Annotated in this window: 17 protein-coding genes; 8 read left to right on the top strand and 9 right to left on the bottom strand. The window is 63.9% G+C overall.

Annotated features, from left to right (window positions below; genetic code table 11):
* Positions 1-14: 14 nt before the first annotated feature.
* The 3 genes from AC56LG_RS10505 to AC56LG_RS10515 form a co-directional block, all read right to left on the bottom strand.
* On the bottom strand, positions 15-1,310 hold the full coding sequence (locus AC56LG_RS10505; RefSeq protein ID WP_497166058.1) for a glycosyltransferase: 1,296 nt from the start codon (positions 1,308-1,310) through the stop codon (positions 15-17).
* Between the two features lie 168 nt (positions 1,311-1,478).
* Positions 1,479-2,477, bottom strand: coding sequence for a glycosyltransferase family 2 protein (locus AC56LG_RS10510; protein ID WP_497166059.1), 999 nt, complete (start codon positions 2,475-2,477; stop codon positions 1,479-1,481).
* 336 nt (positions 2,478-2,813) lie between these two features.
* On the bottom strand, positions 2,814-3,671 hold the full coding sequence (locus AC56LG_RS10515) for a hypothetical protein (RefSeq protein WP_497166060.1): 858 nt from the start codon (positions 3,669-3,671) through the stop codon (positions 2,814-2,816).
* Positions 3,672-4,025: 354 nt separating this feature from the next.
* Here AC56LG_RS10515 and AC56LG_RS10520 point away from each other — a divergent pair, with 354 nt between their 5' ends.
* The 5 genes from AC56LG_RS10520 to AC56LG_RS10540 all read left to right on the top strand — a co-directional run bounded on the left by AC56LG_RS10520 (position 4,026) and on the right by AC56LG_RS10540 (position 7,785).
* Positions 4,026-4,316, top strand: a complete 291-nt coding sequence (locus AC56LG_RS10520) for a KGG domain-containing protein (protein WP_056333040.1) — start codon at positions 4,026-4,028, stop codon at positions 4,314-4,316.
* 197 nt (positions 4,317-4,513) lie between these two features.
* Positions 4,514-4,879 carry a hypothetical protein gene (locus AC56LG_RS10525; RefSeq protein ID WP_497166061.1) on the top strand — a complete coding sequence of 122 codons (366 nt, stop codon included), beginning with the start codon at positions 4,514-4,516 and terminating at the stop codon, positions 4,877-4,879.
* A gap of 121 nt (positions 4,880-5,000) precedes the next feature.
* Positions 5,001-6,122 (top strand): M14 family metallopeptidase, encoded by a 1,122-nt coding sequence (locus AC56LG_RS10530; RefSeq protein ID WP_497166062.1) that lies wholly within the window; start codon positions 5,001-5,003, stop codon positions 6,120-6,122.
* Positions 6,123-6,136: 14 nt separating this feature from the next.
* Positions 6,137-6,613 carry a CYTH domain-containing protein gene (locus AC56LG_RS10535; RefSeq protein ID WP_497166063.1) on the top strand — a complete coding sequence of 159 codons (477 nt, stop codon included), beginning with the start codon at positions 6,137-6,139 and terminating at the stop codon, positions 6,611-6,613.
* Positions 6,610-7,785: a serine hydrolase domain-containing protein gene (locus AC56LG_RS10540; RefSeq protein ID WP_497166064.1), complete on the top strand. Its 1,176-nt coding sequence runs from the start codon at positions 6,610-6,612 to the stop codon at positions 7,783-7,785. The genes AC56LG_RS10535 and AC56LG_RS10540 overlap by 4 nt, the downstream gene beginning before the upstream one ends.
* Before the next feature lie 221 nt (positions 7,786-8,006).
* On the opposite strand, the gene AC56LG_RS10545 is transcribed toward AC56LG_RS10540, so the two are convergent.
* Complete coding sequence (locus AC56LG_RS10545; protein WP_497166065.1) at positions 8,007-9,266, bottom strand: DUF2863 family protein; 1,260 nt, start codon at positions 9,264-9,266, stop codon at positions 8,007-8,009.
* A 319-nt stretch (positions 9,267-9,585) separates the two neighbouring features.
* On the opposite strand from AC56LG_RS10545, the gene AC56LG_RS10550 reads away from it, so the two are divergent.
* Positions 9,586-11,919 carry a TonB-dependent receptor gene (locus AC56LG_RS10550; protein ID WP_497166066.1) on the top strand — a complete coding sequence of 778 codons (2,334 nt, stop codon included), beginning with the start codon at positions 9,586-9,588 and terminating at the stop codon, positions 11,917-11,919.
* 77 nt (positions 11,920-11,996) lie between these two features.
* Complete coding sequence (locus AC56LG_RS10555; protein ID WP_497166067.1) at positions 11,997-12,677, top strand: Fe2+-dependent dioxygenase; 681 nt, start codon at positions 11,997-11,999, stop codon at positions 12,675-12,677.
* Between the two features lie 226 nt (positions 12,678-12,903).
* Here AC56LG_RS10555 and AC56LG_RS10560 read toward each other — a convergent pair whose 3' ends face one another.
* The 5 genes from AC56LG_RS10560 to AC56LG_RS10580 all read right to left on the bottom strand — a co-directional run bounded on the left by AC56LG_RS10560 (position 12,904) and on the right by AC56LG_RS10580 (position 19,134).
* Positions 12,904-13,410, bottom strand: coding sequence for a hypothetical protein (locus AC56LG_RS10560; RefSeq protein WP_497166068.1), 507 nt, complete (start codon positions 13,408-13,410; stop codon positions 12,904-12,906).
* 286 nt (positions 13,411-13,696) lie between these two features.
* Positions 13,697-16,405, bottom strand: coding sequence for an aconitate hydratase AcnA (gene acnA, locus AC56LG_RS10565; protein ID WP_497166069.1), 2,709 nt, complete (start codon positions 16,403-16,405; stop codon positions 13,697-13,699).
* An 87-nt stretch (positions 16,406-16,492) separates the two neighbouring features.
* On the bottom strand, positions 16,493-17,056 hold the full coding sequence (locus tag AC56LG_RS10570; RefSeq protein WP_497166070.1) for a hypothetical protein: 564 nt from the start codon (positions 17,054-17,056) through the stop codon (positions 16,493-16,495).
* Entirely contained in the window at positions 17,056-18,045 is a 990-nt protein-coding gene (locus AC56LG_RS10575; protein ID WP_497166071.1) for an HpcH/HpaI aldolase/citrate lyase family protein, read from the bottom strand. The genes AC56LG_RS10570 and AC56LG_RS10575 overlap by 1 nt, the downstream gene beginning before the upstream one ends.
* Before the next feature lie 99 nt (positions 18,046-18,144).
* Positions 18,145-19,134, bottom strand: coding sequence for a malate dehydrogenase (locus AC56LG_RS10580; protein WP_497166072.1), 990 nt, complete (start codon positions 19,132-19,134; stop codon positions 18,145-18,147).
* A 292-nt stretch (positions 19,135-19,426) separates the two neighbouring features.
* Here AC56LG_RS10580 and AC56LG_RS10585 point away from each other — a divergent pair, with 292 nt between their 5' ends.
* A complete protein-coding gene (locus tag AC56LG_RS10585; protein WP_497166073.1) occupies positions 19,427-20,194 on the top strand; it encodes a GntR family transcriptional regulator in 768 nt (255 codons plus the stop codon).
* Positions 20,195-20,297: the final 103 nt, after the last annotated feature.

Genomic DNA, 20,297 nt, shown 5'->3' on the forward strand with positions numbered 1-20,297 from the left:
ATGTTCATGTCTTCCTAAAAAGGGGTGAAGCCCGACGCTGTGCCGGGCCGGGTTTCGTCGAGGACCGTCGCGTAGACGGCGCAGGCCTGCTGGGCGACGGCGCGCCAGGTGTAGTGGCGCCAGGCGCGCAGCAAGCCTTCCTCGCCCATGCGCCTGCCCAGTGCCGGGTCGGCGTGGAGGAGGGCAAGGCGTTCGGCCAATGCACGCGGGTCGCGCGAGGGGATCAGGAAGCCGGTGACGCCGTCCACGATCGTGCTCTTGATCCCGCCGACCTCGGCGCCGATCACCGGCCGCGCACAGGCCATCGCCTCCACCGGGGTGATGCCGAAGGGCTCGTACCAGGGCATGCTGACGAAGACGTCGGCGGCGCCGTACCACAGGCGCAGGGCGGCGCGCGGCTGCTGGCCGACAAAGCGCACGTACGCATCGATGCCGAGCTGGTGCGCGAGTCCCTTGAGACGGGCCAGTTCGGCGCCGTCATTCTCATCATCGGCGCCGACGACCAGCAGGTCGGCATCGATGCGGTGCCGCTCGCGCAGCATCGCCAGGCCCTGGAGCGCGGTATCGATGCCCTTGCGCGGCGCCAGGCGCCCCAGGTGCAGCACCGTAAAGCGCCCGGGAGGCAGGCCCAGTTGGGCGCGCGCGGCAAGCCGCGGCAGCGGCCACAGTTCGTTCGGGTCGAAGCCGCGCGGCGCGACGGCGATGCGCTGCGGGGCGGCGCCATACAACTGTTCCATGTCGAGCCGGTCTTGCGCGCATTGCGCAATGACACGGTCGGCCTCGCGCATCAGGGCGCTTTCGATACGGCTGCGTTCGGGCGGAAAGGCATCGCAGGCTCCCAGGCGGCGTGCGGCGCCGAGCGCGTGAAAGGTGATCACGTACGGAATGCCGAGCGCCAGCTTGAGCTGCTGGGCGACCATGCCGGACATGAAGAAATTCGCGTGCACGATGTCGTAGGGAGCGGGCAGGCGCCGGGCAAAGCGGATCACGAAGCGCGCGAAGCGGTCGATGTACGGCAGCAACTGTTCCTTCGGCAGCGGATGCGCGGGCCCGGCCGGCACGTGGATCAGGCGCACCTTGTCGCCCAGCGCCACGATCTGCCTCAGTGCCGGCGCGTCGCGCCGCGTAAAGATGTCCACGTGTACGCCTGCCAGCGCCAGTTCGCGCGCGAGGTTGGCAACGTACACGTCCTGGCCGGCGTGCTTGGCCTTGCCTGGCGCGGCCAGCGGCGAGGCATGCTCGCTGATCAGGGCAAGGTGCGCTGGCCGGACGACGGGCACGGCGCGCAACAGCGCTTCGTTCAGTTTCATGCGCAGCCTCCCAGGCCGGTAAGTTCGCGAAACGAAGCGTCCCCGTCGGCATTAAAGCACTCGATCGAAAAGCGTTGCCGGGCGCGGCGCCGGGCCGCCTGCGACAGGGAATACACATCGCGGCCACGCGTGTGCCAGGTGAGGATCTCGAGCCGGCGCATGGCAGCCTCAGGTGAAGCGGACGCGGTAGCGGATGGCCCCGGCCAGGCGCCAGAACACCGCCAGTGGCGGGATCAGGGCCGAGGTGACGACGATGTCGGCCACTTGCGATGCGCTGTGCGCCGCGCCGCGCAGGCGTTGCAGGCACAGCCGCGCCGTGAGCGCCAGCCAGAGCAGGCCGGCAAGGAGCGCCAAGATGCCGTTACCGGCCAGCAGGCTCCCCAGCCAGACCAGCAGCGCGATGGTGGCCAGGTAGTAATCCCAGGGCGGCGAGGCGGCGACACGCTCGCGGTACAGCTGCGGATGCTTCTTGTAGAGCAGGGCGTCGAACACGGCCGCGCGCGTGCGGCCGAGGCTGGCGCCCCAGGGCGCCGGCTGCATCGGCAGCAGCACCAGCGCATCGGGCGCGTGCACGATGCGCGCGTCGAGCGCGAGCAGGCGGAAGTACAGGTCGGCGTCGCAATGCGTGGCTTGCTCGAAGCGTTCGTCGAAACCGTCGAGCCGCTCGAGCAGGCTCCTGCGGCAAAAGCAGTTGGCGATGCTCAGGGTCTCGCGCTCGGCCGCGGGCACGGCGTGGCCGGCTTCGGCGAAGCGCGCCGGCACGCGCATGTCGAGCCGACCGCACAGCACGTCGACGTCGTCGCCAAAGGCGGCCAGTCCCTGCGCCAGCCAGGACGCCGCCGGCACCGCATCCTCGTCGGTAAAGGCGATGAGCGGTCCCTGGGCACTGCGCCAGCCCAGGTTGCGCGCGGCGGCCGGGCCATGCCGGTTGGAGTTGGGCAGATAGACCAGGCGCGGGCCGCGCTCGAGGGTGCGGGCGCGCCAGCCGGCCACCAGGTGCAGCGTGTTGTGGTTGGGTTCGTCGTCGACGATGATGACTTCGAAGGCACTTGCGGGCAGGGTCTGGCGGGTGAGGGCATCAAGGCAACGGTCGAGCAAATCCATCCGTCCGCTGGTCGGCACCACGACCGATAATTCGATCGCGCCAGAGGCTGTCCTTGGGGTCATACCTGAGGTCATACCTGGCATGCTGCTCTCCGGTGGGTTGAACGGGTGCTTTCCTGATGAGAGTGGTTCGATTACACGACGAACGGTCGAGTTCCGGCGCCGTCGCGTGCGCTCAATCTGGATCAAGTTCGCGCCACAAAGGAACACGCGCGTGGACCGGGAAGCCATGCGCGGCGCATAAAACATTGCTCGATAAGTGAAGGACTGGTCCTACATCGAAGCGCAGTCGGCCGACGAAACGCGGGACGAAAAAAAACCCGCGTGGAGCGGGCAGAGGAGCACCCGGTAGCGCTTGCACGCTACCGGAACAAGACAGGTTAATTCAGAATAATCCGATCATCCGCGCGAAAATCCGGTGTCGTCATCCATCTTGCGGTCGCCCGCCAGGCGGTTTGCGCCGGCCGGGCTCTTCGGATAACCGCCGGCGGCATCGTTCGACTCGTGCACGCCGTCCGGATCCTGCGCCATGCTGCCGCCCGGCTTCCAGCCCGGGTTGTCGCCGCGTGGACCGGCGTTGCCCGGGCTGCGCGGCAAGCCGCCCATGCTGTCGTTCGACTGGTGCATGTCCTCGGTGCCGGCTTCGCGGCCGCCTTCCCCGGTTTGCGAACCGGCGCGGTCGGTGCTGGCACTGCCGGCGGGATTGTCCTGAGTCCGCCCCGTGGATTCCTGACCAATGCTTGACTGCATCGACTGCACGGCGCCGTGATGGTGGCCGAGCGAGCCTCCCTGCAGCTCGGGCTGGCGCGCATCCTGCGGATTCATATGGTGCGTGGCCTGGGTGTTGCCCGCATGCGTACCCTCGTGCCGGAGCAGGTCGGTGCCGCTGTCGGCCGGACGGCGGCCGACTGGTTGCTCCAGTTGGCCGTAGGCGACCGAGCGTTGTTCCATCTGGCGCTGGTGGCTGTCGGTAATGCCTTGCACCGGCCCGCTGCCGCCGCTCTGCTGCGATTGCATCGAGCCGCCCGGCAAGTCCCAGCGGCTGCCGTCTTCGGCAAACTGTCCCGGACCCATGCCGCTTTGCTGGGTGCCCATCTGATCGATGCCCTGATTGCCTTGCTGCTGCACGGCGCCCTGCGGATAGGTATGGTCGAGCGGCGCATCGGGCGCGGTCTTGCCCTTGGCATTGGCGTTCCATTTCTCGTTGCCGCCGTTATTCGTCTGGTTGTTCATTTCGCTGCGTTGGTTCGCGTCCATGTCATTTCCTTTCAAAAACGATTTTGCTGGCGGGACTGTCTCGACAGAATGTCCGTCGGCACCGCCCAATCTTGCCATGATGCGCGCCAGCGCGTAGGTTCAGTATAGGAAGACGCAGCGGTAGTGTGTAGGACGAATACTGATGGGAAAAGTGATCAAAAGCAGTCAATTTCGTAAGTGCATTTTCTGTCGCCTGTAGTCCTACAAAGTCATCTGAAAATGTCCTATACCCTCATCTAATTCGCATGCCTACTATGAATTCGACGTTCGCTCATCTGCGTTAGCGCAAATGTGTGAGGGCCAAGCCTGCCGCAGGACGCGGCGGTTTTATAAGTGAACAGGGAGAACACGATCATGGCTTCGAGTAACCAGGGTAACAAGCAGGGCGGTAATCAATCCAACAGCCAAAGCGCGGGCGGCACCCGCAACCGCGGTTTCGCATCGATGGACCCACAGCGCCAGCGCGAAATCGCCAGCCAGGGTGGCAAGGCAGCCCACCAGAAGGGTACCGCGCACGAATTCACTTCCGAGGAAGCACGCCGCGCCGGCAGCATGAGCCACGGTAACCGTCAATCGGCCAGCGCCGGTTCGGGCAGCAGCTCGCGCAGCTCCTCGAAGAGCGGCGGCCGCAGCTCGAAAGAGTAAGCGGCTTTGCCGGGCGCCGCGCCGGCTGCAACCGGCACAGCGTGCAGCAACACGGATTATTTACGGGGAGCGTTTGCTCCCCGTTTTCTTTCCGAAGGCATACTAATTTGGGGTAGAATCGCTGCGCCTTTTTAAACAACTCTCGAGGGAACATCGTGGTGAAAGAAGCGGTCATTCGTCAAGTTAAGAGCATGTCCATGTCATGCGATCGCGTCGGCAATTCGCTGCTCGCCAAGTTCTCCACGGAAGGCGCAAGCGAGGTCTGCCTGCATATCCCTGCGTCCATCGTGTTCTGGCTATTGAAGCACATGCCGGTCAACCAGGATCCGACCCTGCAGCCGCCGGCGGCGCCAACCCCGCAAATCACCCAGCAGGACTGGGACAATCCCGCCAACCCGCGCGCGCTGACGCTGAACTGCCGCGAACTGCCGGGCAAGCTGCGCATGTCGTTCAACCTCGAGCGGGGCCCGAACATGGTCTTCGTCCTTGACCGCAGCAACGTCGAACTGATGCGCCAGATCATGGGCCACTACAGCCGCGACCTGATCGACCTCGACGCATAAGCATTCCCTTTGCAGTGCAGCCCTGTTCTGCACGAGGGGCTGCCTCGAACCGCCCAGTCAATGCCACGCAGTTATTCAAGTATCATTCTCCACTTCGCGAACAGCCCATAAAGGATCAGCCATGCCTATCAAAATCAGCCAGCATTTCGATTCGGGCGCCATCGAGGTGGTGCAGGCGGACAGCGCGCAACAGATCGACCTGAACCTGCGCCGCGACAACAACGCCGACATCCACCAGTGGTTCCACTTCCGCCTGCAGGGCGCGCGCGGCCAGGCTTGCACGATCCGTTTCCTGAACGCCGGCCAAGCCACCTATCCGAAGGGCTACGAGGATTACCAGGTTGCCGCCAGCTACGACACCGAGAACTGGTTCCGCGTGCCGACCAGTTTCGACGGGCAAGTCATGACTGTCGAGCACACGCCCGAACTCGACAGCATCTACTACGCCTATTTCGAGCCCTACAGCTGGGAGCGCCACCTGCGCCTGCTGGGCGAAGTGGCGGAAAACCCGATCGCGCGCGTGCACGACATCGGCACCACGATCGATGGCCGCGACATGAACCTGGTGGTGATCGGCAACCCGGCAGCCGAGAAAAAGATCTGGGTCATCGCGCGCCAGCACCCGGGCGAAACCATGGCCGAATGGTATGTCGAAGGCTTGATGGATGCGCTGCTCGACGACGCCAATCCGATCGCGACCAAACTGCTGCAGCGCGCCGTGTTCTACATCGTGCCGAACATGAATCCGGACGGCTCGGTGCGCGGCAACCTGCGCACGAATGCCGCCGGCGCCAACCTGAACCGCGAGTGGATGACGCCATCGCTCGAACGCAGCCCGGAAGTGCTGTGCGTGAAGAACAAGATCCACGAGCTAGGGGTCGACATGTTCTTCGACATCCATGGCGACGAGGCACTGCCGTACAACTTCGTGGCGGGCAACGAAATGCTGGCCGATTTCACGCCCGAGCGCGCCGCGCGCCAGAAGGCCTTCGTCGACCAGTACATGGCAGCCAGCCCCGACTTCCAGAACGTGTATGGCTACGCGGCCAGCAAGTACAACGAAGAACTGCTGACGCTGGCCTCGAAATACATCGGCCACACCTTCAAATGCCTGTCGCTGACGCTGGAAATGCCCTTCAAGGACAACGCCAACCTGCCCAACAGCTATACCGGCTGGAACGGCGCGCGCAGTGCAGCCCTGGGTGCGGCGCTGCTGCAGCCGATCCTGCAATCGCTGGACTAAGGCGGGAGCCGAGCGTGGGCGTCGAGATTGAGCGCAAGTTCCTGCTGCAAGGTGAGGGCTGGCGCACGCAGGGCCAGCCGGTCCTGCTGCGCCAGGGCTACCTGAGCGCCGACCCGGCGCGCGTCGTGCGCGTGCGCATCCAGGGTGACGCGGCATTTTTGACCATCAAGGGCAAGAGCGAAGGCGCCACGCGCGGCGAGTGGGAGTACCCGATTCCGGTGAGCGAGGCGGCCGAGCTGCTCGACAGGTTGTGCCAGCCGCCGCTGGTCGAGAAATACCGGCGCCGCATTACGGTGGGCGCACACACCTGGGAAGTCGACGAGTTCCTCGGCGCCAATGCCGGGCTGGTCGTGGCCGAGATCGAACTGGCGGGTGAGAACGAAACCTTCGACAAGCCCGACTGGGTCGGCGCCGAGGTGACGCACGACGCCCGCTATTTCAATTCCAACCTGATCCGCAATCCGTATTCTTCGTGGAAAGACAGCGCATGAGCATCAGCACCAATCGGCGCAGTGCGCTCGTCCTTGGCGCGCTGGCGCTGTTTGCCGGTGTCGGCGTCAGTGCTGCGCCGGCAGCGCCTTCGCAGTCTGCTTCGCAGTCTGCTTATTTCCCGCCGGCCGGCGAATGGGCACGCAAGGCCCCCGCCGAACTCGGCATGGACGCGGCGGCGCTGGCGGCCGCCATCCGGTATGCGCAGAACAACGAAACCGCGCGCGCCGTCGATTTTTCCGACCAGGAAGCGACCTTCGGCAGCCGCCTTGGTTCGATGCCGACACGCCGCGCCCGCACCAACGGCCTGGTCATCTACAAAGGTTATGTGGTGGCCGAATTCGGCGACACGGCCTTTGTCGACCCGACCTATTCGGTGGCGAAAAGCATGTTGTCGACGGTGGCCGGCGTGGCCCAGAGGGAAGGGCGCATCGGCAAGCTCGACGAGCCTGTCGGCAAGCGCGTGAACGACGGCGGCTATGCGTCGCCGCGCAATGCGCAGGTGACGTGGAAGCACCACCTGCAGCAGGAAACCGAGTGGGAAGGCAGCCTGTGGGGCAAGAACGCTGACTTCATCGGCAAGGAGCAATTCGGCGCCGGCGAACGCAAACCGCGCACGCTGGGTGCGCCGGGCAGCTTCTACGAATACAACGACGTGCGCATCAACCGCCTGGCGTTGTCGCTGCTACGTGTGTTCGACAAAGCGGTGCCGCAAGTGTTCCAGGAAGAAGTAATGGACGTCATCGGCGCTTCGAACACCTGGAAATGGGTCCCGTACAACAACAGCTATGTCGAACTGAACGGCAAACAAGTGCCGTCGGTCAGCGGCGGCACGCGCTGGGGCGGCGGCATGTGGATCAATTCCTGGGACATGGCGCGCTTCGGCTACTTGTGGCTGCGCGGCGGCGCCTGGAATGGCCGCCAGGTCGTACCTGCCGGCTTCGTCAAGGAAGCCTTGACGCCGAGCGCGCATGGGCCGGATTACGGTTATCTGTGGTGGCTCAATACCAAAGGCAAGAACCTGCCGGGCATGCCGGCGACTGCCTTTGCCGCGCTGGGGGCGGGCAGCAATACGATCCTGGTGTCGCCGGAGCATGAGCTGGTGATCGTCTGGCGCTGGCATGGCGGTAACGTGGCCGAGTTCGGCAAGCGGGTGATTGGCGCGATCCGCTAAGCGGGTTTTGTAGGGTGGGCACTTGTGCCCACGCCGTCGTACTTTAACGGACCGCGCGCTCAACAGCGTCAGCTTTGCATGCACGTGGGATGCAAAATTCGTGGTTGGTATGCATGCGTTATACCGCATGGGCTCAAGAGCCCACCCTACGATTCAGTAAGCCTTATCATGAAAAACGGCGCTTATTCAGCGCCGTTTTTCATGAATCGATACTGCGAAGATCAGTGGAAATGCTCGCTGCCTGCCGGCGTATCTTCCGGCATCTCCGCATGCACCAGCTCGCCGGTCGGATCGGCAAACAAGGGCGAACCGCAATCGTCGCAATATTCGGCGACATACAGTTCGTTGATGCGTTTGATGTGGGTGACACCCGCTTCGTTCAGGTGCGCCGTGATTTCGTTGATCGGGCTCAGCGGCGCCGGCAGCAGGCCGCCCGCGGGGCCTTCCATCGGCGTGCCTTCCTCGTCTTCCTGGCCGTACAGCGGCCAGACGATGCCGTACACGACTTCGGCGCTCTGGCGTAGGGTGAAGCCGACGCGGTATTCGTCGATCTGGCCATCGGCCGCTTCCTCGCCGAAGCCGGCGATCACGGCGCGCAGGTCGGATGCCTCGACGTCGAGCGTGTTGGTGAGATAGTGCACGGCGGCGCGGATCGAGACCGGGCGGATCGCCTTGTCGGCTTCGCGGCAGGCGACGTAATATGCTTCCGGCAGCAGCAGTTCGACGCCGCAGCCGGGCAGCAGGCGCGCCACGTTGGAGGTAGCCTGGTCGCGCCAGGCGGCGAGGGCGTTGGTGCGTTCCTTTTCGAAATCGATCTGGTGCTGCGGCTCTTGCCAGCGGAACAGCGGCGCGCCGACCGGGGCGACCAATGCCACCAGCAGGTAGCGCGTGTCGGCCAGGAAGGGCGCCGTTTCCGGCGTGCGCACGGCCGGCTTGACGCTCGTGCCCTTGTGCGCGGCCTGCGCCAGCTTGTGGGTCAGGCCATACGTTTCGGCATGGGTGCGCGGCAACTGGTCGATCGCGTACAGGGTCGGCGCCATCGCCATCTGCGTGCCTTCGGCCAGCAGGTGCGCGGAGAAATGGGCTGACAGCGTGGTCAGCAGTTCCGCCGGGATCGTGCCCGAGCCGATCGAAAAGCGCGTCCAGGCCAGGATCGGCGCGGCCACCAGCAGGGCTTGCCAGGTGACTTCGGCGCCGTCGTTGGCCTGCTCGACCATCGCCGACGATTCGCTTACCGCCTCGACGCCGTCCATCAGCACGTCGTAGGCAGCCAGGTCGTCCTTGAACAGGGCGTTGAGTGCGGCGTCGATGCTTTCCTGGTGGTTGGTCTTGAGCAGTTTCTGCAGCTGCGCATCGAGTTGGCGTTCCCAGGTGCGTTCTTCGACGCGGCTGGCGGACTGGACGATGGCCTGGGAAATGCTCGAGAGACGCTGGCTTTCTGCGGAAAGTTTGTTGGATGAATCTTTGGAAGGACGACGCATACGCTGGAGAGTCTCTTGTAAATAGGTGAGGATCGAAGGGCAGGATCGAAGTGCCAAGAGGTCATGATAAACCCTTATCCCCGATATTGTAGTTGATTCGGCCACATGCCATGAACACAACGGCCGCTGCCAGTCCCTCTATATTGTGGTGCCAAGCGGACAATCAAGCTGCCACAGCGCATGCTGTCGGCCATTCAACCCCATCAATACTTGCCAGATCATTCAATAAAAATCATAATACGAATCGTTCTCATTACTTCTACGGTTTCGCCTGCACACGCGCAGGCGCGGCCGGACAGGCAAACCCTTACCGATGACCATGACCACGATCCGCCCGGCAGTCCAGAACACCTCCTTCATCCGCAGCCGCAAGCACGCGCGCGCCACCGCTCCGGCATTGACCGGTTCCGCGCTCGCGGTGCTGGCCACGCTGGCCGCGCCGCTGGCGCTGGCCGACGGCGGCAACGCGGAGGTCGACCAGCAGCAGCCGGTCGCGAAAGTGGAAGTCACCGGCACCGCCCGCCGCGACGTGCAGGCGCCGGTCGTGTCGAGCTCGGACAAGTTCACCGCACCGCTGCTGGACACGCCGAAAGCCGTCACCGTCATCCCCCAGGAAGTACTCTCGCAAACGGCGGCCGTGACCTTGACCGACGCCCTGCGCACCGTGCCCGGCATCACCATCGGCGCGGGCGAGGGCGGCAACCCGGTCGGCGACAACGTTTTCATTCGCGGCTACAACGCCCAGACCGACACCTATGTCGACGGCATCCGCGATTCCGGTTCGCAATCGCGCGAAATCTTCAACCTCGAGCAGGTCGAAGTGGTGAAGGGGCCGAACTCGGCCTACGGCGGCCGTTCCTCGGCGGGCGGCGGTATCAACCTGGTGAGCAAAACGGCCCAGCAAGAGAATTTCAATAACGCCACCGTTGGCCTGGGCACCGACAAGTACCGCCGCGTGACCGGCGACATCAACCGCACGCTGGGCAACAATGCCGCCTTCCGCCTGAACGTGATGGCGCACGAAGCGGACATCGCCGGCCGCAATGTCGTCGGTGGCGACCGCTGGGGCATCGCACCGACGATCACGTTCGGCCTGACCGGCCCGACGAAAGCCATCCTCAGCTATTACCACATGGAGTCGAGCGAGATCCCGGACACCGGCATCCCGTTCAACAATCCATTCGCCAGCGGCATCAATGTCCCGCGCAACGGCAACGGCACCCCGATCGACGTTCCGCGCGACACCTTCTACGGCCTAGTGAACCGCGACTTCCGCGACACCGAAACCGACATCGGCACGATCGACCTGCGCCACGACTTCGGCAACAACATGGTGCTGCGCAATGTCACCCGCTACGGCAAGTCGAAGAACGACTTCGTCTGGACCCAGCCCGACGATTCGAAGGGCAATGCTGTCCTGTTCGGCACCGTCTGGCGCCGCGCCAACACCCGCGTCACCGATACCGAGACGATGGCCAACGCCACCAGCCTCACCGGCAAGCTGAACACGGGCGCCATCAAGCACAGCTACAACGTCGGCGTCGAGCTCAGCCGCGAGTCGACCGATCGTTCTTCGTACCTGTTCACGCCCGGCACCAACAACCCGCTGACCAACACCTTTACCTGCCCGACCTCGGGCGCGCCGACGCTGTACAACTGCACCACGGCCGTCAACCCGAACCCGTACGACCCGTGGGTGTATACCCGCAGCGTGTCGCCGGCGCGCACCGACGTCAAGACCAACACCCGCGCCGTCTACGGTTTCGATACCATCGAATTCAATCCGCAGTGGATGCTGAACCTGGGCGTGCGCTGGGACGAGTTCAAGACCCAACTGCACACGGCGGCGAACGGCACCACGGCCGCCACCAATGCCCGGGTCGACACCAGCTTCACCACCTACCAGGCCGGCCTGGTCTACAAGCCGAGCACCAACGGCAGCATCTATGTGTCGTACGCCACCTCGGCCACGCCACCGGGCAACGACGCCGGCGACGGCTTCGATGCACTCACGGTCGCCGTGCAAAACCTGCAGCCGCAGGAGAGCAAGAACTTCGAGCTCGGCACCAAGTGGGAAGTGCTCAACAGTCGCCTGTCGCTGAATGCGGCCCTGTTCAAGAGCGAGATGAACAACGCCCGCGTCACCGCGCCGGACGGCACCACGCAAAACGTCGGCCGCCGCGAACTGAAGGGCCTGGAGCTGGGCTTCTCGGGCAAGCTGACCAATGCATGGCAAGTGTTCGGCGGCTATACCTGGCTCGACGCGATCGTGGCCGACAACGGCTTCGTCAACGTCGGCACCGCAGGGGCGCCGCGCTACGAAGCGTCGCCATTCAACGGCAACGTGTTCCCGACCACGCCGAAACACAGCGCCTCGCTCTGGACCTCGTATGCCTTCAACAAGGAATTCAGCGCCGGCATCGGCATGAACTATGTCGACCGGGTCTACGCCAACGTCAACAACAACAAGTACGCGCCGAGCTACACCCGTTTCGATGCGATGGCCAGCTATAACCTGAACAAGAATGTCTCGTTCCAGCTGAACATCCAGAACCTGGGCGACAAGCTGTACTTCGACCGCGTCTCGTCGCCGCACTACGCTGGCGTGGGTGCCGGCCGCTCGGCAAGCCTGACTGCCAACCTGAAGTTCTGAACCTGCCAGATATGTTTCGCACGGCCCTCCTTGCTTGAAGCGGGGAGGGCCGTGCTTTATTGAAAAGGCTTGATGTCATGATGCTGCACATCCCCGGCGTACTCAGCCCCGAACAAGTCGCACAGATGCGCGCGCGCCTGGCGGCGACCGACTGGATCGACGGCCGCGCCAGCGTCGGCCCCCAGGGCGCGCAAGTGAAACGCAACCGCCAGCTGGCGGAAGGCTCGCCGCTCGCCGTCGAACTGGGCCAGGTCATCAGCGCCGCCCTGATGGCGCACCCGCTGTTCTTTTCCAGCGTGCTGCCGCTGCGCATCCTGGCGCCGTACTTCAACAGCTACGGCGGCGGCGAGCACTACGGCCTGCACGTCGACGGCGCCATCCGCGCTCAGCGCCCCGGCTTGCCGGCGATCCGCGCCGACGTCTCGACCACTGTTTTCTTGAGCGAGCCAAGCGAATACGAAGGCGGCGAACTGGTCGTGGTCGACGCCTACGGCACCCATGAGGTCAAGTTGCCGGCGGGCGACGCCATCGTCTACCCATCGGGCAGCGTGCACCAGGTGCTGCCGGTCACGGGCGGCGAACGCATCGCCTCCTTCCTGTGGACCCAGAGCATGGTGCGCGACGACGCCAAGCGCGCCATGCTGTTCGAGCTCGATACGCACATCCAGGCATTGCGCGCGGCGCATGGGGAATCGGAGGCGACCGTCGGGCTGACCGGGCATTATCACAACCTGCTCAGGATGTGGGCGGAGGTATGAGTTAATCGGGTAGGGCCGTAGGGTGGGCGCCCCGTGCCCACGCGTGAAGCCTGCATCTTGTTGGCTGGGTCTTTCTTGAAACGAAGCCAACACGGTGCAACGTTTACGCGTGGGCACGGGGCGCCCACCCTACAGTTCGAGCGCAGAGGGTAGGGTGGACGACTCCGCCGTTCGCGCGGTGATAAGCACAACAGGATCCGTCGCGCGAGGTATTCGATGCGGGTCTCTACCGCCGCAGCACCAGCGCCCGCGCATAAATGAAACGCACGCCGTAATAGATCGCCGCGCCCGCTGCCGCGAAGATGGCCGCCGCGATCATCGGCAGCACTGCCCCGAAGGTCCAGGTCATGCCGACCACGAAGCCCAGCACGCAGGCGGCGCGGTGGATCGGGTAGAACAGCGCAAGCAGGGCCAGGCCCTGCACCATGTTTTCGGTCGCCGTGCTTTGCCCGGCCGTGAACAGCAGCGACAGCACGGCGCCGAACACCAGCGCGCCCGTGAACGCGGCGAAATCGCCATGCGCGGCGTGGGGCCGGGCCTGGCGCCGGCGCTCGACACGGCCGAGGAGGAACCAGGCCAGCAGCGGCAGGGTCAGCAGGCCCCACCAGTTCGACACCACGGGCAGGCCAGGGTCGGCCAGCAGGTGGTGCGCCGGCACGCCGCCGTGGAGATGCTGCCAGCCGAGCAGCAGGGCCATCACGGCCGTGATCGCAATCGTCGCCTTCGTACGCATACAGCCCCCAGGGTTGGTTCCTCTTCCATTCTCCATATTATTAGTGAATTGGCAAGCAAAATTGGGTATGCATGCGGGAGGCATGTCGCTGTCGTCAACCAGAGGGACGTAGGGTGGGCGGCTATACCAGACACTGTGCATGAACGCGGCTGTTGGGCCGCCCACGCTACGTCCTGCTGCAAACGGTAGCGAAAAATAAGAAGGGCTGGAACCCGTGAAGGTTCCAGCCCTTGTCGACCCTGAGGGACCCCGATCAGGGGACCCTCAGGGCTTGTCCCTACCTTGATTACGCAGCCAGCAGCTGGCGCAGCACGAACGGCAGGATGCCGCCATGCTTGTAGTAGTCGACTTCGATCGGGGTATCGATACGCAGCAGCACCTGCACGTCCTGCGACGAGCCATCTTCGCGGTGGATCACCAGGGTGGCCAGCTGTTGTGGCTTGATCTCGCCTTCCAGGCCCTTCAGGTCGAAGGTTTCCTTGCCGGTGATGCCCAGGGTTTCGACGCTGTCGGTGCCGATGAACTGCAGCGGCAACACGCCCATGCCGACCAGGTTCGAGCGGTGGATGCGCTCGTACGAACGCACGACGACCGCCTTCACGCCCAGCAGCTGGGTGCCCTTGGCTGCCCAGTCGCGCGACGAGCCGGTGCCGTACTCTTCGCCGCCGAATACCATGGTCGGGGTGCCTGCCGCCACGTACTGCATAGCCGCGTCGTAGATCGACATCTGTTCGCCGGATGGCTGGTGGATCGTGATGCCGCCTTCGACTGCCGAACCGTCAGGCTTGGCCGGGATCATCTTGTTCTTGATGCGCACGTTGGCAAAGGTGCCGCGCATCATGATCTCGTGGTTACCGCGGCGCGAGCCGTAGGAATTGAAGTCGGCTTTGAGCACGCCGTGATCCTTCAGCCACTTGCCCGCTGGACCGTCTTCCTTGATGGAGCCGGCTGGCGAGATGTGGTCGGTCGTGATCGAGTCGCCGAACACGCCCAGCGCGCGGGCGCCGGTGATGCCGGTGGCGGCCGCTTTCGGGGTCATCTCGAAGTCGCTGAAGAACGGCGGCTCGGCGATGTAGGTCGACTCGGGCCAGTTGTACACTTGGCCTTCGGTCGACGACACGCGTTCCCACAGTGCGCCCGGGTTGCCCTTGACGTCGGCGTAGTTCTTCTTGAACACTTCCGAGTTCATCGCGAAGCGCATCAGCTCGCCCACTTCCTGGCTCGAAGGCCAGATGTCGCCCAGGTAGACGTCGACGCCGTTGGTATCCTTGCCGACTGGTTCGGTCATCAGGTCGCGCGTCATGTTGCCGGCGATCGCGTAGGCGACGACCAGCGGTGGCGAGGCCAGGAAGTTCGAACGGATGTTCGGGTGGATACGTGCTTCGAAGTTACGGTTGCCCGACAGGACGGCCGAGGCGACGATGTCGTTCTGGACGATCGCGGCGTTCAGTTCCGGGGTCAGGTCGCCGGCATTGCCGATGCAGGTGGTGCAGCCGTAGGCGGTCACGCCGAAGCCCAGCTTTTCCAGGTAAGGCAGCAGGCCGGCGGCGGTCAGGTACTCGGTGACGACGCGCGAGCCAGGAGCCAGCGACGACTTGATGTGCGGAGCGACGGTCAGGCCGCGCTCGACGGCTTTCTTGGCCAGCAGGCCGGCGGCCAGCAGCACGCTCGGGTTCGAGGTGTTGGTGCACGAGGTGATGGCGGCGATCAGGATGTCGCCGTTCTTCACGCGCACGCCGTTGGTGGTCTCGTAGACCTTCGACAGGTCTTCAGGCGCCTTGTTGAAGCCGTTTTCGGTGGTCGGCTTGCTGAACAGTTCGGTGAAGTTGTTCTTCACGTTGCCCAGTTCGATACGGTCTTGCGGACGCTTCGGGCCTGCCAGCGACGGGGTCACGGTCGACAGGTCGAGGTGCACGATGCGGGTGTAGTCGATCTCGCCTTCCTGCGGGATGCCGAACATGCCCTGGGCCTTGTAGTAGTTCTCGAAGGCGGTCAGTTCTTCTTCGGTACGGCCGGTGCCGCGGAAGTAGTCGACGGTGGCTTCGTCCACAGGGAAGAAGCCCATGGTCGCGCCGTATTCGGGCGCCATGTTGCCGATGGTGGCGCGGTCGGTGGTCGACAGCGAACGGGTGCCTTCGCCGAAGAACTCGACGAACTTGCCGACGACTTTTTCCTTGCGCAGCAGTTCGGTGATGGTCAGCACCAGGTCGGTCGCGGTGCAGCCTTCGCGCAGCTTGCCGGTCAGGTTGACGCCGATGACGTCCGGGGTCAGGAAATAGACCGGCTGGCCCAGCATGCCGGCTTCGGCTTCGATGCCGCCCACGCCCCAGCCGACGACGCCGACGCCGTTGATCATGGTGGTGTGCGAGTCGGTGCCGACCAGGGTGTCAGGGTAGTAGGTGTCGCCGTGCTTCATGACGCCGCGCGCCAGGTACTCGAGGTTGACCTGGTGGACGATGCCGAAGCCTGGAGGCACGACGCCGAAGGTGTCGAATGCCTGCATGCCCCACTTCATGAACTGGTAGCGCTCGTTGTTGCGCTGGAATTCCAGTTTCATGTTCAGGTCGAGCGCGCCCGGCTCGCGGAAGTGGTCGATGGTGACCGAGTGGTCGACGACCAGGTCGACCGGCACCAGCGGCTCGATCTTCTTCGGATCGGCGCCATTGCGGGCGGCAACGTTGCGCATCGCGGCCAGGTCGGCCAGCAGCGGCACGCCGGTGAAGTCCTGCAGCACGACGCGGGCAACGACGAAAGGAATCTCGTCGGTGCGCTCGGCGGTCGCGTTCCAGTTCGCCACCTGGCGGACGTGTTCTTCGGTGACCTTCTTGCCGTCGCAGTTACGCAGCACGGATTCGAGGACGATACGGATCGACACCGGCAGGCGCGACAGGTTCACGCCCAGGCTTTCGCCCAGCGCCGGCAGCGAATAGAACTGGCCGGACGCACCCGCTGCCAGCGGGAAGTCCTTCAGCGTGTTCAGGGTGTTGCGAGACATAAGCTCTCCTTCAGTAGGGGTCTCTTGTTATTGCGTCAATTCGTTATAAGAATATCGGGCAACGGGCGCCGATGCCCGAACTGTTCGTCAGGCGTCGGCTTTCTTCGGTTCCGAGGCGGCAGCAACGACAGGCTTGCTTTGCTCGGCATTCTTGCATTCATTGGCCAGCTGGCGGTTCAGGCGCGAGTCGAGCAGGATGCCCTTCGACGGGATGCCGATCCAGATTAGGCGGAAATTGGTGTTCTCGAAACGCATCGCGCCGGTGGTGGTGCCGACCCGCTCCAGGCGGTGCAGGCGCTTCTTCCAGCGCAGCGCGATGTGGGCGTCGTCCTTTTCGTTCGAGTAGATCGTGACTTTGTTGTTCAGTTCGCAGGTGTACTCGGTGACGACGGTGTCGGTGATGTCCGGTTCGGCTTCATCGGCCGGCGCCCAGTTGTCGGCAGTGGCGGCAGTGGCGGCGGTCGCTGCCGCCGCGGCGGCTACTTTCTTCGACTTCGACGGTTTCGAGGCTTTGGCTTTCTTCGCCTTCAGGACGTCTTCGGCCTTGGGGTGGTTTTTCTCGGGAGCAGCCGAGGCGGGAGCAGCGCACAGGGCAACAGCCGCGAACGCGAAAGCGCCGGCGGCGAACAGGTGTTTGGGGGAGGTGGCCATTAGTGGGATTCCGTTTGGTTGACGATTGCCGCCGCGGATTCAGGCAGCGCCAGGCCGGCCAGCTTCGCGCGCTGCAAAACGGTCCAATAATATCGGTAGCTGGCGCGGTCGTGCAAGCGCCCATGTTGAGCAATCGGACCCCAGTTCACCGCCATCGCTTCCTGCAAAATGTTGGTGGCTTCGTTCACTTCCGACAGACGGGGCGTAAACGCCTTGACGATCGGTTTGATCTGGTCCGGATGGATGCTCCACATGCGCGTAAAGCCGAATTCGCCGCCGGCGCGTTGTGCGTCATTTGCAACAATTGCGCTGTCTTTGATCTCGGTCGTCACATTATGCGAGGCCACCTTGCCGTGCGCATGACATGCCGCAACCATCTCCAGCTTGGCGCGGACAACCAATGGGTGAGAAAACTGTCCCGGGGTGCGCATCGCGGCCGCCGGGATCGCACCGAAGTGCGAAGAAACGAAATCCATGATGCCGAACGACAGGCACTCGACCTGGGGCAGGGCGGCAATGGCGTAGGCGTCGTGCAATGCGCCGTGGGTTTCGATCAGCACGTGTACAGGCAGCGCCGCGCGGCCGTTCGGCACCGCGACGCGGTTGATGATGTCCAGCGCGCGCCGCACGTCGTCGATACCGTTCGGTTTCGGCAGCACGACGTAAGCCAATTTGTTGGCCGCGGCGCCGACGATGGCGACCACGTCCTGAATAAAATGCGGGCTGTCGATGTCGTGCAGGCGCACGCCGATGCGTTGATGACGGTTGTCTTCGCTATTGACGAGCGCGGCGACCAGCTGGGCGTGCGCGGTTTCGTAGCCGGCGGCGGCGCCGTCCTCGCAATCGAAGGTGATGTCGAAGACAGGGCCAAGCTCTTGTTGCAGGGCCATCGACTTGCGCATCAGCTTCTCCGAGCCGCAATAGTGATCGCAGGCGGGAAGCAGGAGCGGTTGGCGTTTGCCCTGGAATAAAACCTCGGAAGGGTGCATGGTGAATTCAGTAGTAGAAACAGCCGTGCCGCCCAGGAGGCGGCACAGAAAGTTCAGCGGATGGGCATGCCGTGCCGGCCCATCCGCCGTGAAGACAACTCAGGCCAGCAGGTGGGCCACGCCTTCGCGCTCTTCCGTCAGCTCTTTGAGCGTCAGGTTGATGCGCTCTTGCGAGAATTCGTCGATTTCCAGGCCCTGGACGATGCTGTACTCGCCGTTTTCGACGGTGACCGGGAAGCCGAACATGGTGCCTTCAGGGATGCCGTAGGAACCATCCGATGGGATGCCCATCGTGGTCCACTTGCCGCCGGTGCCCAGGTGCCAGTCATGCATGTGGTCGATCGCTGCGTTGGCGGCCGATGCGGCCGACGATGCACCGCGGGCGTCGATGATGGCGGCGCCGCGCTTGCCGACGGTCGGCAGGAAGGTGTCGCGGTTCCATGCGTCGTCGTTGATCGCTTCCTTGACCGACTGACCGTCGATGGTGGCGAAGCGGTAGTCGGCGTACATGGTCGGCGAGTGGTTGCCCCAGACGGCCATCTTTTCGATCGAACCGACCGGCTTGCCCAGCTTGGCAGCCACTTGCGACAGCGCGCGGTTGTGGTCCAGGCGCAGCATGGCGGTGAAGTTCTTCGCTGGCAGGCTCGGTGCCGATTTCATCGCGATGTAGGCGTTGGTGTTGGCAGGGTTGCCGACGACCAGCACCTTGACGTTGCGCGCAGCGACGGCGTCGAGCGCCTTGCCCTGCACGGTGAAGATCTGGGCGTTGGCTTCCAGCAGGTCCTTGCGTTCCATGCCTGGGCCGCGTGGACGGGCGCCGACCAGCAGGGCGAACTCGACGTCCTTGAATGCGGTCATCGGGTCGCTATGCGCGGTCATGCCAGCCAGCAGCGGGAAGGCGCAGTCGTCGATTTCCATCATGACGCCCTTGAGGGCCTTCTGTGCTTTTTCGTTGTCGATCTCGAGCAGCTGCAGGATGACCGGCTGGTCTTTGCCCAGCATGTCGCCGTTAGCGATACGGAACAGCAGCGAATAGCCGATCTGGCCGGCAGCGCCGGTAACGGCAACGCGCATTGGGGTTTTAGCCATGATGAATCTCCAAAAGTGGGAATGAAAACGGTCGAAGCCGAGGATACGCCTGTCTGGGAAAACTGCAATGATACCAAAACGGACATGAATCCTGGTGGGTGTCCGCATTAACTAACAGGATGCCAACACTGGGTTAGCCAGCGCGGTGAAGCCTGCATGGACGCCCGATCGACCGCGAGTGTAGTCCTCGCCTGTTCTACCTGTCAATTGATATCATATGTCTTATATAAGACACATATGTTGCCATGCGCACACTGGACGGAACGGGGCTTTTGTGGTGAAATCGTGGTCTATGAATTCCGTCCCGACCAACCCTTCCGGCGAGGGCCCAGGCAGCAATGCTTCGCCATCGTTCCGGCCGCTGTATCAGCAAATCAAGGCGCTGATCACGCAGAGCCTGCAATCTGGGGAGTGGAAGCCGGGCGAACTGATGCCGAGCGAAGTCGAACTGGCGGCCCGTTTCAAGGTCAGCCAGGGCACGGTGCGCAAAGCCATCGACGAGCTCGCTGCCGAGAACCTGGTGGTGCGCCGGCAAGGGAAGGGCACCTTCGTTGCCACCCACCACGAAGAACGCGCGCACTTCCGCTTCCTGAAACTGATGCCCGACGAGGGCGTACCCCATCATCCCGAGAACCGCATCATCGAAGTCAAGCGCATCCGTGCGCCGGCCGAGGTGACGCGCCTGCTCGAGCTGAAATCGGGCGACGCCGTCGTCTACATCAAGCGCCTGATGTGCTTCGACGGCGCGCCCACTATCCTCGAAGAGCTGTGGCTGCCGGGGCAGGTGTTCAAGGGGCTGACGGCCGAGCGGTTGGTCGAGTACAAGGGTCCAATGTATGGCCTGTTCGAGTCGGAATTCGGCACGCGCATGATCCGGGCGACCGAAAAGATCCGCGCGGTCGGGGCCGATGCGGTGGCGGCGCAGTACTTGAACGTGGCCGAAGGCACGCCCCTGCTGGTGGCGGACCGGGTGTCGTTCACCTACGGCGACCGGCCGGTGGAGTTGCGGCGCGGGCTGTATCTGACGGCGCAGCATCATTACCAGAACGAGTTGTCGTGATTTTGTAGGGTGGGCACTTGTGCCCACGCGGTGATACGCATTGGCTCCGATATCGTGCCGGATGATCTTGCAGCTACCTATCACCGCGTGGGCTCAAGAGCCC

It is taken from the genome of Telluria sp. ZB2R32 (assembly GCF_059685715.1).